Consider the following 15,616-nt stretch of genomic DNA (forward strand, 5'->3'; position numbering starts at 1 on the left):
ACGCCTGCGGCGATGCCTGTCCGCCGCAGGGCGGCATCCGAAGGCACTCGAAGCTCACGCCCCGGTGAACATGCCGTTGCCGTTGACGCTGAGTGCCTGAGGAACCTCTTCCTGCATCACGTCCCAGTGCTCTGCAATCTTGCCGTTGTCGACGCGAAAAATATCGACCGCCACCATCGGCTTTGGACCCCATCCGGTATACCGGCCGTGAACCATCACGTAGTCACCTTCCGCAACGATAAGGCCGGGTTCGTACCTGAAATCGGGTTTCAGGTTGGCGAGCAAGGCCTTGATGGCGGACGGGCCATTGGGGATCAGCGGATTGTGCTGCCGATAATCGTCGCTGAACAACCGGTCAAGCACGCCGGGGTCTCGGCTGACAAAAACCCCGGTGATTGCTTCCAGAACCAGGGCCTTGTTTGCGTCCGCGTTTCCAGATGTCGTCATTGCTTCGCTCCAATAGAGGGTTGATCCGTCACAGGTCTGCATCCGGGGTAAAGGAACAGATCTGTACCTTTGTCTAGGATGAACATTTGATGTACCGTTGTCAACCTTGTTTACGCTGGACGGGATGATGACGAAGACGACAAGGCGCGGCGCACCGAAGCGCGGGGAGCCTACAGCGCGTGAACGCCTGGTCGAGACTGCGATCGAGCTCTTTTATCAGCACGGGGTTCGCGCAATCGGTATCGATGAGGTGATCGCGCGTTCCGGTGTATCGAAGTCTTCGCTGTATCGCACCTTTTCATCGAAGGACGAGTTGATCGCGGCGTTTGCCGAGGAACAGAATCGACGATTCTGGCTATGGTGGGACATCGTCGTCGGTCCGCATGCCAATAACCCGCGTCAGCAAGTTGAAGCACTCCTTGCCGGTGTTGCCGACCTGGCCTCGAGTCCCACGTTCCGGGGCTGCCCTTTCGTCAATCTCTCCATTGAATTCCCCGATCGCCGACACCCTGGCACCGTGGTTGCCTGTGCCAACAAGGAGGAAGTGCGCAGGCGCTTGCGCGTCCTGGGTCAGGCGTTGGGCGCACGCGATCCGCATCGCCTTGGCGATCAACTGTCGCTTCTGATGGAGGGGGCGTACAGCTATGCAATGACGCTTGACGCGACCGACCTGAAAAGCAATATGGCCGAAATCGGGCGACAGTTGATCGACGGCCAGATTGGGTCGAAGTCCAGCCACGATCCGGCGAACTGACGCGGAACAGGTCCCCTAGGACACTGTTTCGGGCCGACACCGATACCGTCTCAACCCAGTTGCTTGTGAAAGAACGTCGTCCCGCAGAACCGGCCATCAGGCATCAGCGCGTAGTTGGGCACGTCGCCGACACGTTGCCAGCCTGATCGCTCGTACAGTCGCGCGGCATCGCTGCCCGTCACGGTGTCGAGGACGAGCACGGACTTGCCCGCCGCCCGGGCCGCGTCGTCCACCGCGGCCATCAGGCGTGCGCCGATGCCGAGTCGTCGCGCGTCGCGGCGGACCAGCATCTTTGCAACGTCGGCACGATGAGGCTGGTTGTCCGGCATCGCGGTGATCAATTGCACGGTGCCGACGACCTGGCCGTCCGCATTTTCGGCAACGAGCAGGATGCGCTCGTCACGCACGACGCCATCCGCGACCTGCCGCCAGAACTGCAGCGCGGTGCTCCGCGATATCGGCAGCATGAAGCTGACGGACGCGCCGCCCTCGACGCAGTCGATCAGCACATCGGCCAATGCGTCGACGCTGGCCATCGCCTCGTTCGGGCCGATGCGGCGGATCGTGATGTTGTCGGTCATCGGGTTCTCCGCGAATTCCAGTTTAGTGGATTGAGTATCCAGTAAATTAGAGTTCGCGGCCGGACTTGTCAACGTGGGCGACGCCTGCGACCCGTCCGGGTGATTGGCCGAATGTGACCGACCGCGGGCATCGCAGGAGCATCGAGGGTGCTGCTAGACTCGGGCTCGCGTAACGATATTCAAGCAACGCGCGATACGGAGACGGCAAGCCACATGGAACAGATCACGGACGAGTTCGCGCAACGCTTTGCGCAGGAGTGGATCGATGCGTGGAACGCGCATGATCTCGACCGCATTCTTTCGCACTACGACGACGCGTTCGACATGCATTCCCCGATGATCGTCCGGATTGCGGGGGAGCCTGACGGGTGCCTGCGCGGCAAGGAGGCGGTCGGCGCGTACTGGTCGAAGGCGCTTCAGCTGATTCCGGATCTGCGTTTCGAGCTCGTCTCCGTGCTGGCGGGCGTGAATAGCGTCGCCATTCATTATCGCGGCGCGAACGGACGGAATGCCGTGGAGGTTTTCCACTTCGGCCCCGATCATCGCGTGCAGAAGGCGTTTGCGCACTACGCAGCCTGAGGGGCGGCCTCGATGCGGCGTGGTGAGTCACTGCGTGCCGCTTGCGCGTAATGACCTGCCGTTGGCATCGCCCGGCTATTGGGCCGTCACGCCACCTCATGTCCTCTATTTTGGCCGGTTTTCATTGTGTCTATCCTCGTCGCCATCGGAATTGCGCTGCTGAAAGCTTCGGAACCAAGCGATTGGGTCAAGCGATGCAAGTTTAGTACCGGAGAACGGTATCAGACACTTGACGATGAACTGAAAGCATTTAATTCGGCAATTGGAGGTTGAGCGTGGACGAGAGATTGATGAAAAAGTGCGTAGGTAAGCCAGTCCCGGAATGGGACATGGCGCACCGATTGCGCATTGATCAACATGTCGGCCCGGATGCACAAGATTCTGGAACGGTATTCAAAATTAATGGCATATACATGGACGTGATCGAGCCGTCTTTTCTGGAGAAGCAATGGTTCGCTGCTGCAATTCCGATTGGTATCGCTGGAGTTTGTATCGGCCCGTACCTGTATTGGCTCACGGAAATTCGTTATCCATATGCTGGCAGTACGATAGGTGACCTCTTTGCCTTGCTGATCTCACTGATTTTCGCCTTTATTGTATGGAAATTCGGGCAAGACTTGTTCTTTGGTTTTCGCCGCCGCCCGATCCGCTTTCACCGCGACAAGCGCAAGCTGTACGCGATCCGCAAGCGTCGCTACTTCGCCAAGCCCGGCGAGGGTGACGTCGTGTGGGACGTGCCGTGGTCGAATGACTCAATCTTCTGCCTGCATCGCGAAATGTCGACATTCGGTGAGTTGTTCCACATCCGTCATTACACGGTCGACGACCGAGGCAACGTCACGCGAGTCTTTTCTATCGGCCGCGAATGGATGCCGGCCGCCGAGGTCGAAATGGCGCTGGCGCAGTGGAACTACTGGTGCAAGTACATGAACGACGGACCGAACGGTCTGCCCAAGCCGATGCTGTTTCATACGGAGGACGAGACACCGCGCGAGTCATTCCTGTTCTCGCTGTACGGCGTCGGCATGCAGGCCCCCGTGTTCTGGCGCCTCATCATGATGCCGTTTATCGTCGTTTTTACCGCGATGCGCATCCTCGCCAATTCGACCAGTCGCGATCCGGTCTGGCCTGCGGAGATCGAGGAGATCAGCGAGGTGGATCCGAATGATCCCTATGCACAGCCGCGCCCAGGTACGCCCGTCGGTTGGGGGGATACCGTACTGGCCCAGCGGCGCGGAGATTACCCAAACGAAGCGAAAGCCAAGATCGAAGGCTGGACCGGCGAACCGGATGGCAAACGCTGCGCTGTTGCGTGGCTCAAGAATCCGGCCACGGCATATGTCGTTCAACAAAATGCATCATGAAAAATGAGTGTGGTCGCGATACCTCATTTACCCCGGAATCGACATGAATTCACAAGCCCGACCCGTCTCGTTACCCTGCACGGCCGCCGTCATCGCAGCGGCCGTCACCGCTGCGCCATTTCTAAGCAGCCTCTACTTTCTGTCGAAGGCGTCTTCACTATCCGCTGATGTGCTGGCCGTGCAGCTGGCCAATCTTATCGGTAGCCTGGTGTTTCGAGCCGGTCTGGTTTTTCTGATTGTCCTATGGCATGGGGAACAGCGAGGTCAACTTGCGTTCCGTCGCCCCGCATTGCTGCTGACGGTCTATGCATCATGCCTGCTAGGTTGGCAGATCGCGCAGATATGGATATTTCAAGCGCTGATACGAAGTTTGAGCGACGACGCAGCCAATCTTAGTCTCATCGTGACGATAATCACCCCGCTGAATGCCGTACTTTATACGCTCGTGGCTTGGCTGACATGGTGGTTCATTACACACATGTTGCGCAAAGATGCATTACCCCTGACGCTGCCTGGCAATGCAAGGCGGCGCATTGCCGGTCTCGCGGCATGGCTGTTTGCCAGCGTATTACTGTCTTTCATGACACAAGCGATGCAGATGTTGCTCGACTACTTTGACGACGATCTCAAGCTCGTTATGCTCAACTACATTGGTACGGCTGCCATTCCTACAGCGCTAGTCTTCGCGGGAGCGATGCTCGGGTTGCCTCGTGATCTCAGTCGCCTGCACGGCTGGCGTCTACTGGGGGCGTCGCTCGCGGCGATGGCGTCTGTTTCGCTGTTGGTTTATGTGGCACTGAGCATATTAGGCAACGTGCTTGGCACCGCTAATTTAATGTCCGGGATGCTGACGGTTACTGTTCTCGCCGGCACTGGCCTGGCTTATCGGATGTGGTTCCGCGTGTTCTATGCTGCGGTGAGCCGACCGACCGCTGAAACGTCTCAAGGAATGCAATCGTCATGAAAGATGAACGCGGCCGTGGCGTAATTCGCCTGCATGACATGACAACCCACGGTGGCCACGTGATCACCGCAAGCGACGATCTGAAGGCGCAGGGCATTCCCGTCGCGCTGGAGGGGCATCTGACGGAGTGTCCGAAGTGCGGCGGGCAGTTCAAGATTCTCCCGGAAAACAGCACGCGCCAGCACCACGGTACACCGGTTGCGTTTCACAACGATCCGACGGAGTGTGGAGCGCGATTGATTTCATCGCTTGACTAGTGCACCGTGCACGTACGGTATTCGTGGTCTAGCCGCTGTTGATCGGGCCGTTCACGTGAATGACCGTCAGGGGTGACATGGGAGTGGGGCAGGCGGTGGACGACACGCAGCTTGCCATGATTGCGTCGGCGTTGCAGCGCGGTTCGAGCGTGGCGCAACGCAGATCGACGGCAGCAAGCGCGCGACGATGCGTGACGATGGAACGCAAGGATCGTGTGGAACAACTGCGGCAACGCACGCATGCGCGGCCACGGAAGGAACGAGAGGCGGGAAGAAGGGGGGGCCGGCAGGCAGCGCGCACAACGAAAGCGCGCACTGCCTGCCCGACCGGACGACGCATCACCCGCGCCGCCCGGCCGCGAACGACAGCGCGTTACTTGTCGCTGTCGTCCTTGATTTGCGGCAGCGCCGACGATTCGCCCGGCGTCAGCAGCCCGACCTGCGTGTACACGCGCAGCTTGTCGCGGGTATCGGTGATGTCGAGGTTGCGCATCGTGAGCTGGCCGATCCGGTCGCGCGGCGAGAACGTCGACGCAACCTTCTCCATCGACAGGCGCTCCGGCTGGTACGTGAGGTTCGGCGACTTCGTGCTCAGGATCGAGTAGTCGTTGCCGCGGCGCAGTTCGATCTTCACTTCGCCGGTGATCGCGCGCGCGACCCAGCGCTGTGCCGTTTCGCGCAGCATGATCGCCTGCGGGTCGAACCAGCGGCCCTGGTACAGCAGGCGGCCGAGACGGCGGCCGTTCTCGCGGTACTGCTCGATCGTGTCTTCGTTATGGATGCCGGTGACGAGACGCTCGTAGGCGATGTACAGCAGCGCGAGGCCCGGGGCTTCGTAGATGCCGCGGCTCTTCGCCTCAATGATCCGGTTCTCGATCTGGTCGCTCATGCCGAGGCCGTGGCGGCCGCCGATGCGGTTCGCCTCGAGCAGCAGCTCGACCGGGTCCTTGAACTCGACGCCGTTCAGCGCGACCGGCTGGCCGGCTTCGAAGCGCACCGTCACTTCTTCCGCGGCGATCTTCACGTCGTCGCGCCAGAACGCGACACCCATGATCGGGTTCACGATCTTGATGCCGCTTTCGAGGCTTTCCAGGTCCTTCGCCTCGTGCGTCGCGCCGAGCAGGTTCGAGTCGGTCGAATACGCCTTCTCGGCCGACATCTTGTACGCGAAGCCCGCCTGGCGCATGAATTCGGACATTTCGGCGCGGCCGCCGAGTTCGTCGATGAACGTCTGGTCGAGCCACGGCTTGTAGATCTTCAGGTCCGGGTTCACGAGCAGGCCGTAGCGGTAGAAGCGCTCGATGTCGTTGCCCTTGTACGTGCTGCCGTCGCCCCAGATGTTGACGCCGTCTTCCTTCATCGCGGCGACGAGCATCGTGCCCGTGACGGCGCGGCCGATCGGCGTGGTATTGAAGTACGTGACGCCGGCCGTCGTGATGTGGAACGCGCCGCTCTGCAGCGCCGCGATGCCTTCGGCCACGAGCTGAGCACGACAGTCGATCAGGCGCGCACCGGCTGCGCCGTATTCCATCGCGCGCTTCGGGATCGCATCGTAGTCGTCTTCGTCGGGCTGGCCGAGGTTCGCCGTGTATGCGTACGGGACGGCGCCCTTGAGTTTCATCCAGTGCAGCGCGGCGCTGGTGTCCAGGCCGCCGGAGAAGGCGATACCAACCTTCTGGCCGGTCGGGAGGCTTTCGAGAATCGTGCTCATAGGAATTACCGTGGATTGAAGTCCGGGAGGGGTTGTATTTCGCGGAATATGCGAGTATCGGCTGTCCGAGGGCTTGGGGCAAGGGTTGATTTCGGGCGCGAGGCCGTCAGCCGGGCCGCTCGGGCGGGTTGGCAGGCCTGCCCGAGACGCCGCGCAGCGGCCGATCTTCAGGGGACGGAACCGCGGCTGGCGGCCGGTTGCCGGGCGGCGACGGGGCGGGATCACGGCCCGGACAGGCTCGAACAAGCCCGTGCATGCCCGCGCAGGCCCGGACAGTCGCCGTTTGCGCGAAGCGCGATGCCGTCGACGTTATCTGCACCAAACGAGTGCGCCCGGCCACCCCGACACTCAGATATTCCACGACCGCGCGGTATCAAGCAGCCGCTCGCGCAGTTGATCCACCTCGCCGGCCAGCTTCACCGAAATCGACACATAGCCCGACAACTGCGGCGGCGGCGCGTCCAGCGGCGCCGCCGGGCGACGCCGCGCCCCGCCGAGCCGGCCCGGCGTGCCGAACTTGAGTGCGCGGCTCGCGCCGACGAGCGTGTCGCGGATGTTCCGGTTCGTCGCCTTCATCGCGACGCGCAGGTACTCGCGGGCAGCCGTGTCGTCGCGCGCCGGCAGCACGCTCGCGAGAATCTCGAGGTAGCTGATGCACAGGCGCAGGTTGCGCTGGATCGCCTCGAGCTGCGGCATCGAGATCTCGCATTCCTTCGAGACGGACGGCATCAGCGAACGCAATTGCACGAGCAGCGCGCTCAGCGCGGCCATGTCCTTCAGGTGCGTCTCGTCGCTGACATGCCGGTCGCCCGCGATCCGCGCATGCACGCCGGCGCACGCGCGCAGCGCGTCGGCGAGCCTGTAGCGCCACGAATAGGTCGCGTAGAGCGGCAGCGCGAACGAGAACGCCAGCGCGATCGCGATGCCGGTCAGCACGTTCACCGCGCGCCACAGGCCGTCGACGATCTCGTTGTCGCCGTGCCCGGCGACGATCACCATCGTGATCGCCGACAGCAGCGCGATGTAGCCGGCCTTGCCGATCGCGTGATAGGCGCACACGCCGCAGGCGACCGCCATCACGACGTAGATCGCGAGCGGCGCATGCACGGCCGAGTACAGCAGGATCAGCAGCAGGCCGGCGAGCGCGCCGATCGACGTGCCGAGCGCGCGCTCGGCCGCCTTCTTGCGGATATTGCCGTGGTGCTGGAGACCGCCGACGACGATCAGCACGGTGATCGTCGACCATTCGCCGTGCGGCATCCGCAGGCCGGTCGACAGGCCGATCGACACGAGGATCGCGAGCGCGACGCGCGCCGCGTGGATCAGTTTCGCGTGACGGTAGCGGCGATAAGGGTCGAGCAGCGGGCGCAGCGCGCTACGGACGACGGTCGGCAGCCGGGTGTGGAGCGAGGCGGTCATGACGGAAAGCGAGTGACGGGGAAACGTGTCGGCGGCGGTTCGGCCGGCGGCGCATCGCGGCTGCGATCAGACGTAACGCTAGCCGAACGTGCACGGGCTGTCCACGTTGGCGCGGCGGTATTCAGCGACCGGCAGGGGGCGGGAAGGTGCGTGAAGGTGCGGGAGATGCGGGAGATGCGGGAGATGCGGGAGGTGCGGGAGGTGCGGGAGGTGCGGGAGGTGCGGGAGGTGCGGAGGGTGCGGAGGGTGCGGAAGGTGCGGAAGGTGCGGGAGATGCGGGAGATGCGGGAGATGCGGGAAGGGCCCCGGCCGTCATCCCGTTGCGCGCTCACGCTTCCTCGCGGCACTGCCCGGCCTCGCACACGCGGTTGCGCCCGCCGGATTTCGCGCGATAAAGCGCCTCGTCGGCGAGCTTCAGCAGTGTTTCGGCGCTGATCGTGCGATCGTCCGCGGTGGTCGCGACGCCGATGCTGGCCGTCACGCACCCGTACGGGCTCTTCACGTGCTCGACGCCAAGCCCGGCGATCGCCCGCCGGATCGCCTCGGCCACGATCGCCGCGCCGCGCGCGTCGGTGTCGGGCAGCGTGACGACAAATTCCTCGCCGCCGTAGCGCGCGACGTGATCGGCCTGGCGGCGCAGGCAGCGCGATGCGCATTGCGCGACTTCGCGCAGCACGTCGTCGCCTGCCTGGTGGCCGTAGTAGTCGTTGAAGGCCTTGAAGTGATCGACGTCGACGAACAGCACCGACAGCGGCCGGCCGCCGCGGCTCGCGCGCCGGGCCTCCTTCGCGAGCACCGCGTCGAACGTGCCGCGGTTGTCGAGGCCCGTCAGCGCATCGGTGTGCGCGAGACGGTACAGCTTCGATTCGGCGACCTGCCGGCGCCTCAGTTCGCGCGACAGCAGCAGCGAGCCGCTGGCGATGAACACGCTGAACACGCCGCCCAGCACGGCCACCCAGATCGCGCGGTCGCGCCACGACGCATAGACGTCGCTTTCGGCGGGCGCGACGTTGACGATCAGCGGCATGCCGGTGAGGTGCCGGAAGACGAAGATGCGGCGCACGCCGTCGATCGAGGCCGCGCCTGTCAGCACGCCTTCGTGCTGCGTCATCGCCTGGATGAACATCGGCGCGTTGTGGAGGTCGAGGCCGACGAGGGCCGGGTTGTACGGCTGGCGGCACACGAGCGCGCCGTTGTCCTCGACGATCGACGCCGTGCCGTGCTTGCCGACCGCGATGCCGTCGAGCAGCGCGCGGAAGTAGTCGATGCTCAGCGTGCCGACGACGATGCCGCCGAACGAGCCGTCCGGCCGGTTGATCCGGCGGCTGAGCGCGATCGTCAGCGCGCCGTTGCGCAGCCGGGACGCATACGGCCGGCTGATGAAGAGGCCGTGCGCATGACCGTCGCGTTGCGCGGCGAAATAGTCGCGGTCGGCGAAATTGCCGCGCCGCGCGGGCTCGGCGCGGGAATCGATCACGATATTGCCGTGGGCGTCCATCACGAATATCGAACCGAGATAGGCGCCGCTCGCCGCGCGGTCGAACAGCATCCGGTGCTGCAGGCGCCGCGGCAGGCCCATGATGTCCGGATCGTTGACGCCATCGACGACGTTTTGCAGCGACAAATCGTACAGCTCGATATTCCGGGCGATGTCGCGCTCGATCAGCAGCATCAGGTTGCGGGCATTTTCGACGGCGCGGCTGTAAGCGTCGCGACGGGCCTCGATTAAAACCGACGCGCACATACTCCAGCTGAACAGCACCAGCAGAAAGCCCGTGACGATGACGCCGCTCGGCGACAGAATCCGCACGACCGTCGACGAAATAGAGCGGCGCAACGCATCCAGCAGCGGGAATTGCTTCATCCTGATGGGGTGGGGAATGGCGGAAATACGTGCCTGTTGACGGTTCCGCCCGGCAATTATTTCAAGATAATACGTATTATCTCGCGAATTTTAACCGTCTGACTGTTTTGCCAAAGACGTTGCGGATTTAAACCGGATTCGGTTTGTTACGTATCGTTACAAGTCGTGTGGGTGCGATTTGATTTGAATCAATCTTGTGAGTCGTTTCATTTTGTCTGATTAATAGCGGGGAGTTTGGTCGATTTTACCGATTTAGCGGCTTTGGGGCGGCTTTCGGCGGTTCCCGACAGGATGGCCGGGGTCCGGTGAATGGCGCAGCATGTTGAAAACCGCGATTTAACGCGCGCGCCGCCGCGCCTACCGCAATCGGGCCGAAACCGCCCGAAGCGCGCACCGGCCCATCCAACCCATTGATTCTGCACAGCCTGCGTGCCGCGCCGGATGGTTTTGCGCGCCCTGTCATCCGGTCGAATCAGGTAGAATCCGCGCTTCGCCGCAGGCGCCCGGCGCGCAACGTGCCCGGAGCCGCCTCGAATGCAGGTCGGGGCTTGCATCGCGCCCCGATTTCGCGCGGCCGCCGGCTCCCTGTGCCGCCTGCCTGCTCAACGTTCGTCTCGTTTTATGTCCGCACTTCCGAATTCCGACCGGCCCGGTTCGTCCGCCAACCCACCCAAGCTCCACCGCGCGCTGAAGGCGCGCCACCTGACGATGATCGCGATCGGCGGCTCGATCGGCACCGGCCTGTTCGTCGCGTCCGGCGCGTCGATCTCGCAGGCCGGCCCCGGCGGCGCGATGGTCGCCTACATGCTGATCGGCCTGATGGTTTATTTCCTGATGACGAGCCTCGGCGAGATGGCCGCGTTCATGCCGGTGTCCGGCTCGTTCGCGACCTACGGCGCGAAATACGTGGACGAGGGCTTCGGCTTCGCGCTCGGCTGGAACTACTGGTACAACTGGGCGGTGACGATCGCGGTCGAGCTGGTCGCCGCGCAGCTCGTGATGCACTACTGGTTCCCGGACGTGCCGGGGGTCTGGTGGAGCGCCGCGTTCCTCGGCGTGATGTTCCTGCTCAACGCGCTCACCGTGCGCGGGTTCGGCGAAGCCGAGTACTGGTTCGCGCTGATCAAGGTCGTCACCGTGGTCGCGTTCATCGGCGTCGGCCTGCTGATGATCTTCGGCATTCTGAAGGGCGCACCGAATCACGGCTGGGGCAACCTGACGATCGGCGACGCGCCGTTCGCGGGCGGCCTGCCGGCGCTGATGGGCGTCGCGATGATCGCGGGTTTCTCGTTCCAGGGCACCGAGCTGATCGGCGTCGCGGCCGGCGAATCGGAAAACCCGCGCACGACGATCCCGCGCGCGGTGCGCCAGGTGTTCTGGCGGATCCTGCTGTTCTACGTGCTCGCGATCTTCGTGATCGGCGTGCTGATTCCGTATACCGACCCGAACCTGCTGAAGAGCGACGTGACCGACATCGGCGTGAGCCCGTTCACGCTCGTGTTCCGCCACGCGGGCCTCGCGTTCGCAGCCGGCGTGATGAACGCGGTGATCCTGACCGCCGTGCTGTCGGCCGGCAACTCGGGCATGTACGCGTCGACGCGGATGCTGTACAACCTCGCGACCGAAGGCCGCGCGCCGAAGCTGTTCGCGAAGCTGTCACCGGGCGGCGTGCCGCGCAATGCGCTGTACGCAACGACGGCCGTCGGCGCGCTGTGCTTCCTGAGCTCGCTGTACGGCGACAAGACGGTCTACCTGTGGCTGCTGAACACGTCCGGGATGACGGGTTTCATCGCATGGCTCGGCATCGCGGTCAGCCATTACCGGTTCCGCAAGGGCTACGTCGCGCAGGGCTATTCGCTCGATCAGCTGCCGTACCAGTCGAAGTGGTTCCCGTTCGGTCCGCTGTTCGCGTTCGTGCTGTGCGTCGTGATCGCGCTCGGCCAGGACTATCAGGCGTTCCTCGCGAACAAGATCGACTGGATCGGCGTGCTCGCGACCTACGTCGGCATTCCGCTGTTCCTCGTGGTGTGGGCCGGCTACCGGCTCGTGAAGAAGTGCCGCTTCGTCCGCTACGACGAGATGGAGATCGCGCCGTGGCTGGCCGCGAGCCGGGACGCGCAGCGCGGCCGGCAGCCGCAGTCCGTGCAGACGCCGGAAACCGTCGCATAGCGCGGCTCGGCGCGCGGCGCGACGCGCGCCGCACACGAACGATGAAACGGGAAGCGTCGCGCTTCCCGTTTTTTTTCGCGGGACCCTTTCGGCACGGGGTCAAAGCCGGTTATATTTCCCGACCCATCCGGGCTGCGCGCCGGTCGGCGCCGACGGCGCCGGCACCGGCCGGACCGGCCACCGACGCGCGCGGCGCATCGGCCGGCCGGCGCCCGGTGTTTCAATCGCCCCGTCGGGACCGGCACGGCGCGCGGGGCGCGCAACCGAGAGGAATTCATGAGCGCATCACCAGCCGAGCGGACGGCCGAGCCCGTCTCCATCGTGCGAATCGAAGCCGCGATCAACGCGTGGCGCGAAGTGTACCCGCCGGCGCCAAACGGCGAGGACGGCTACGCGCTCGATGCCGGCAGCGACTGTCTCGCCGAACTCTACGGCGCGATGATCTGCTATCAGCAGTCGAGCGTGCCGCTCGACACGCTGCGCGCCGACCAGCGCGACGCGCTGTTCGCGACCGAGGCGTAAGGCCGCGGCGACGCTCGCGGGCGACGAAACGGGAAGCCGGCCGCTTCCCGTTTTTTTTTCGTGGGCGGCCGGCAGCAGCGGCCGACGTTCAAGTCCGCGCCGATTCTGCCGACATCCCGCGAATCACGACAGCGGAGAATCGAAATGAACAACAACAAGCGGCGGGCGGCGCGACGCGCGTGGCTCGGGATCGCGGCAGGCGGCGCGCTCGGACTTGCGCTCGCGGGATGCGCACCGGCGATACCGGTGCAGGACGCGCATCTCGTTGCATCGGCAACCGCCCCGGCGATCAGGGTCGTGAAGCAGGAAGCGACGGTGCGGCTGTCGTCCGGCTACACACGCCGGATCGCGGCGGGCTCGCAGTGGCGTGACGTCGGGTCGGTCCGTCAAGGTCGCGTGTATCGCGCCGTAAACACGGTGTTCGCCATCGAGGGGCGCCAGGTGCACGAGGCCTATCTGGTGCTGAGCGGCGACGCGCTCGTTGGCTTCTACCTGCCCGGAGAGACGCATTTCTCCCCGCTCGATCCACCCATGCCACTTCAACTGGGAGACCTTCAATGATCAAAATGTGCCGTTCGTTGCTGCTGGCCGGCAGCGTCGCGTTGCTCGCGAGCGGTTGCGCGTCGGGGCCGCAATACAAGGAAATGGCTTCGTCGATTCCGACGCTGGCGTCGGACCACGGCCGGATCTACTTCTTCCGTTCCGGTTCCGTGTTCGGTGCGGGGCTGCAGCCGCAGATCAAGCTGAACGGCAACGTCGTCGGCCAGTCGAAGCCGGGCGGTTTCTTCTACGTGGATGAGCCGGCCGGCCAGTACACGGTGTCGACCGCGACCGAAACGGAAAAGACGGTCTCGTTCGCGCTGGATGCCGGCGAGACGAAGTACGTGCGCACGTCGGTGTCGCTCGGCGTGATCGTCGGCCGCGTCGTGCCGTCGCTCGAGGATTCGGGCGTGGCGATGGAAGCGATCAGCGGCCTGAAGTATTCGGCCGGCGATACGCAGGATGCGCAGCAGCAGGGCAGCCGCCTGAAGTGATGCCGGATGGCCGCGCGCCCGCCGCGCGGCCGCACCGCCCCCGGATCGGCGGGCGGGCAGCGATGCCCGCCGCCGGTCGATGCCGCCCGCCCGGCGCGGCATGCTCGGCCTGCACGGTGTTCGGATCAGCCCTGATCCCCGCCGCCGACCGGCAGCACCGACCCCGTGACATACGACGCCTCGTCCGACGCGAGGAACAGGATCGCACCGACCTGCTCGTCGATCGTGCCGTAGCGCTGCATCGGGCTCGACGCGACCGTCTGGTCGACGATCGCCTGATACCAGTGCGCTTCCTGCTCGCTCTGGGGCTCGCTGTTGCGCGGCACGATGCGCGGCGGCGCTTCGGTGCCGCCCGTCGCGACCGCGTTCACGCGGATCCCGTGATGCGCCTGCTCGAACGCGAGGCTCGCGGTCAGCGCATTGACGCCGCCTTTCGCGGCCGCGTACGGAATCCGGTGGATGCTGCGCGTCGCGATCGACGACACGTTGACGATCGCGCCGCGCCGGCGTTCGATCATCCCCGGCAGCACCGCGTGGCAGCACCACAGCGTCGGGAACAGCGAGCGGCGGATCTCGGCCTCGATCTGGCGGGGCTCGTACGCGTCGAACGGCTTCGCCCAGATCGTGCCGCCGACGTTGTTGATCAGCACGTCGATCCGGCCGAATGCGTCGTGCGCGGCCTGCGCCATCTGCGCGGCGCCGTCGGCCGTTTCCAGGTCGGTGAGCACCGCGATCGCACGGCCACCTTCCTGTTCGATGTCGGCGACGACGTCGCCCACCGTCGGCGCGCGGTCGACGAGCACGAGCGTCGCGCCTTCCTGCGCGGCGCGCAGCGCGACGCCGCGGCCGATCCCTTGTCCGGCGCCAGTGACGACGACGACCTTGTCCGCGAAGCGGTTCGGATGGGGCGTGTTCATGCGGCGTTGCTCGACGAGAATTTTTCGAAGTACAGGTTGGCCGGCGTGACGCCGCATTCGCGCAGCCACGCCTGCACCGCATCGACCATCGGCACGGGGCCGCACAGGTAGATGTCGACGTCGCCATCGTTGAGCCAGGCCGGATCGACGTGCGCGGTCACATAGCCCTTGCGCGGATGCGCGCTGCCGGCATCGGCGACGCAGGTCCGGTATTCGAAGCCCGGCAGGCGGCGCGTGACGTCGTCGAGCTGCGGGAGCGCGACGAGATCGGCGTCGTTCGTCACGCCGTACACCATGCGCACGGGTGGTGCGCCATCGCGATGGCCGTTCGTGCGCACCGCGCACACGTCGAGCATCGACAGGAACGGCGCAATGCCGGTTCCGCCCGCGAGGAACAGCGCGGGCCGCGCGGCGTCGCGCAGGTAGAAGCTGCCGTGCGGCCCCGAAAACGCGATCCGCTGGCCGGGCGCGGCATCCTGCGCGAGATAGCCGCTCATCTTGCCGCCCGGCACGTTGCGCACGATGAACGACACGCGCGGCGTGCCCGGCTGCGAGCTGAACGAATACGAGCGCGTCGACGCCGTGCCGGGGATCTCGACGTTCACGTACTGCCCGGCGAGGAAGCCGAGCTGGTCGGGCGTGTCGAGGTCGATCGAGAAATGGATCGTCGAATCCGACAGCTTCTCGACCGCCGCGAGCGTGCCTTCATGGCGCGCGGCGCCGGTCTTGCACGCGGTCGACGACGCCGGCACGCGGATCACGCAGTCGCCGCGCGGGCGCGTCTGGCACGCGAGCACCATGCCCTGTGCGGCTTCATCGGCGGTCAGCGCGTCCTCGATGTAGCTCGATTCGGGCAGCTCGTAGTCGCCCGACTCGCAATGGCAGCGGCAGGTGCCGCATGCGCCGTCGCGGCAGTCGAGCGGGATGTTGATCTGCTGGCGGTAGGCGGCGTCGGACAGCTTCTCGCCGTCCCGGCACGCGATGAAGCGCGTGACGCCGTCTTCGAATTGCAGTGCGATGGTGTGTTCCATGAT

Annotated in this window: 16 protein-coding genes; 9 read left to right on the forward strand and 7 right to left on the reverse strand. The window is 64.8% G+C overall.

All coding sequences use genetic code 11. From position 1 onward, the window contains the following. Positions 1-54: 54 nt before the first annotated feature. Positions 55-447, reverse strand: coding sequence for a nuclear transport factor 2 family protein (locus tag ACV229_RS28905; protein ID WP_448086495.1), 393 nt, complete (start codon positions 445-447; stop codon positions 55-57). 127 nt (positions 448-574) lie between these two features. Here ACV229_RS28905 and ACV229_RS28910 point away from each other — a divergent pair, with 127 nt between their 5' ends. Further along, on the forward strand, positions 575-1,201 hold the full coding sequence (locus tag ACV229_RS28910; protein WP_448086496.1) for a TetR/AcrR family transcriptional regulator: 627 nt from the start codon (positions 575-577) through the stop codon (positions 1,199-1,201). Between the two features lie 50 nt (positions 1,202-1,251). Here ACV229_RS28910 and ACV229_RS28915 read toward each other — a convergent pair whose 3' ends face one another. Further along, the gene (locus tag ACV229_RS28915; protein ID WP_448086497.1) at positions 1,252-1,782 is read right to left on the reverse strand and encodes an N-acetyltransferase family protein; all 531 of its coding nucleotides are present in this window, start codon (positions 1,780-1,782) and stop codon (positions 1,252-1,254) included. 213 nt (positions 1,783-1,995) lie between these two features. Between ACV229_RS28915 and ACV229_RS28920 the strand changes: the two genes are divergently transcribed. From ACV229_RS28920 to ACV229_RS28935, 4 genes are all read left to right on the forward strand, one after another. Continuing rightward, positions 1,996-2,361: a nuclear transport factor 2 family protein gene (locus ACV229_RS28920; RefSeq protein WP_448086498.1), complete on the forward strand. Its 366-nt coding sequence runs from the start codon at positions 1,996-1,998 to the stop codon at positions 2,359-2,361. 275 nt (positions 2,362-2,636) lie between these two features. Beyond that, positions 2,637-3,725: a DUF6708 domain-containing protein gene (locus ACV229_RS28925; RefSeq protein ID WP_448086499.1), complete on the forward strand. Its 1,089-nt coding sequence runs from the start codon at positions 2,637-2,639 to the stop codon at positions 3,723-3,725. A gap of 43 nt (positions 3,726-3,768) precedes the next feature. Further along, the gene (locus tag ACV229_RS28930) at positions 3,769-4,689 is read left to right on the forward strand and encodes a hypothetical protein (protein WP_448086500.1); all 921 of its coding nucleotides are present in this window, start codon (positions 3,769-3,771) and stop codon (positions 4,687-4,689) included. Beyond that, positions 4,686-4,946 (forward strand): PAAR domain-containing protein, encoded by a 261-nt coding sequence (locus ACV229_RS28935; RefSeq protein ID WP_448086501.1) that lies wholly within the window; start codon positions 4,686-4,688, stop codon positions 4,944-4,946. The genes ACV229_RS28930 and ACV229_RS28935 overlap by 4 nt, the downstream gene beginning before the upstream one ends. Positions 4,947-5,319: 373 nt before the next feature. On the opposite strand, the gene argG is transcribed toward ACV229_RS28935, so the two are convergent. The 3 genes from argG to ACV229_RS28950 all read right to left on the reverse strand — a co-directional run bounded on the left by argG (position 5,320) and on the right by ACV229_RS28950 (position 9,940). Continuing rightward, the gene (gene argG, locus ACV229_RS28940; RefSeq protein ID WP_448086502.1) at positions 5,320-6,657 is read right to left on the reverse strand and encodes an argininosuccinate synthase; all 1,338 of its coding nucleotides are present in this window, start codon (positions 6,655-6,657) and stop codon (positions 5,320-5,322) included. Between the two features lie 348 nt (positions 6,658-7,005). Then, complete coding sequence (locus tag ACV229_RS28945; protein ID WP_448086503.1) at positions 7,006-8,076, reverse strand: FUSC family protein; 1,071 nt, start codon at positions 8,074-8,076, stop codon at positions 7,006-7,008. Between the two features lie 328 nt (positions 8,077-8,404). After that, a complete protein-coding gene (locus ACV229_RS28950) occupies positions 8,405-9,940 on the reverse strand; it encodes a sensor domain-containing diguanylate cyclase (RefSeq protein WP_448086504.1) in 1,536 nt (511 codons plus the stop codon). Positions 9,941-10,561: 621 nt separating this feature from the next. On the opposite strand from ACV229_RS28950, the gene ACV229_RS28955 reads away from it, so the two are divergent. From ACV229_RS28955 to ACV229_RS28970, 4 genes are all read left to right on the forward strand, one after another. After that, the gene (locus ACV229_RS28955) at positions 10,562-12,109 is read left to right on the forward strand and encodes an amino acid permease (RefSeq protein ID WP_448086505.1); all 1,548 of its coding nucleotides are present in this window, start codon (positions 10,562-10,564) and stop codon (positions 12,107-12,109) included. A gap of 276 nt (positions 12,110-12,385) precedes the next feature. Then, entirely contained in the window at positions 12,386-12,631 is a 246-nt protein-coding gene (locus tag ACV229_RS28960; RefSeq protein WP_448086506.1) for a DUF3717 domain-containing protein, read from the forward strand. Positions 12,632-12,775: 144 nt separating this feature from the next. Beyond that, positions 12,776-13,192: a hypothetical protein gene (locus tag ACV229_RS28965; RefSeq protein ID WP_448086507.1), complete on the forward strand. Its 417-nt coding sequence runs from the start codon at positions 12,776-12,778 to the stop codon at positions 13,190-13,192. Then, the gene (locus ACV229_RS28970) at positions 13,189-13,665 is read left to right on the forward strand and encodes a DUF2846 domain-containing protein (RefSeq protein WP_448086508.1); all 477 of its coding nucleotides are present in this window, start codon (positions 13,189-13,191) and stop codon (positions 13,663-13,665) included. Before ACV229_RS28965 ends, ACV229_RS28970 begins: the two co-directional genes overlap by 4 nt. Positions 13,666-13,790: 125 nt before the next feature. Here ACV229_RS28970 and ACV229_RS28975 read toward each other — a convergent pair whose 3' ends face one another. Then, the gene (locus tag ACV229_RS28975; protein WP_448086509.1) at positions 13,791-14,582 is read right to left on the reverse strand and encodes a 1,6-dihydroxycyclohexa-2,4-diene-1-carboxylate dehydrogenase; all 792 of its coding nucleotides are present in this window, start codon (positions 14,580-14,582) and stop codon (positions 13,791-13,793) included. Continuing rightward, the gene (gene benC / locus ACV229_RS28980) at positions 14,579-15,613 is read right to left on the reverse strand and encodes a benzoate 1,2-dioxygenase electron transfer component BenC (RefSeq protein WP_448086510.1); all 1,035 of its coding nucleotides are present in this window, start codon (positions 15,611-15,613) and stop codon (positions 14,579-14,581) included. The genes ACV229_RS28975 and benC overlap by 4 nt, the downstream gene beginning before the upstream one ends. Positions 15,614-15,616 lie beyond the last annotated feature (3 nt).

It is taken from the genome of Burkholderia sp. MR1-5-21 (genome assembly GCF_053427715.1).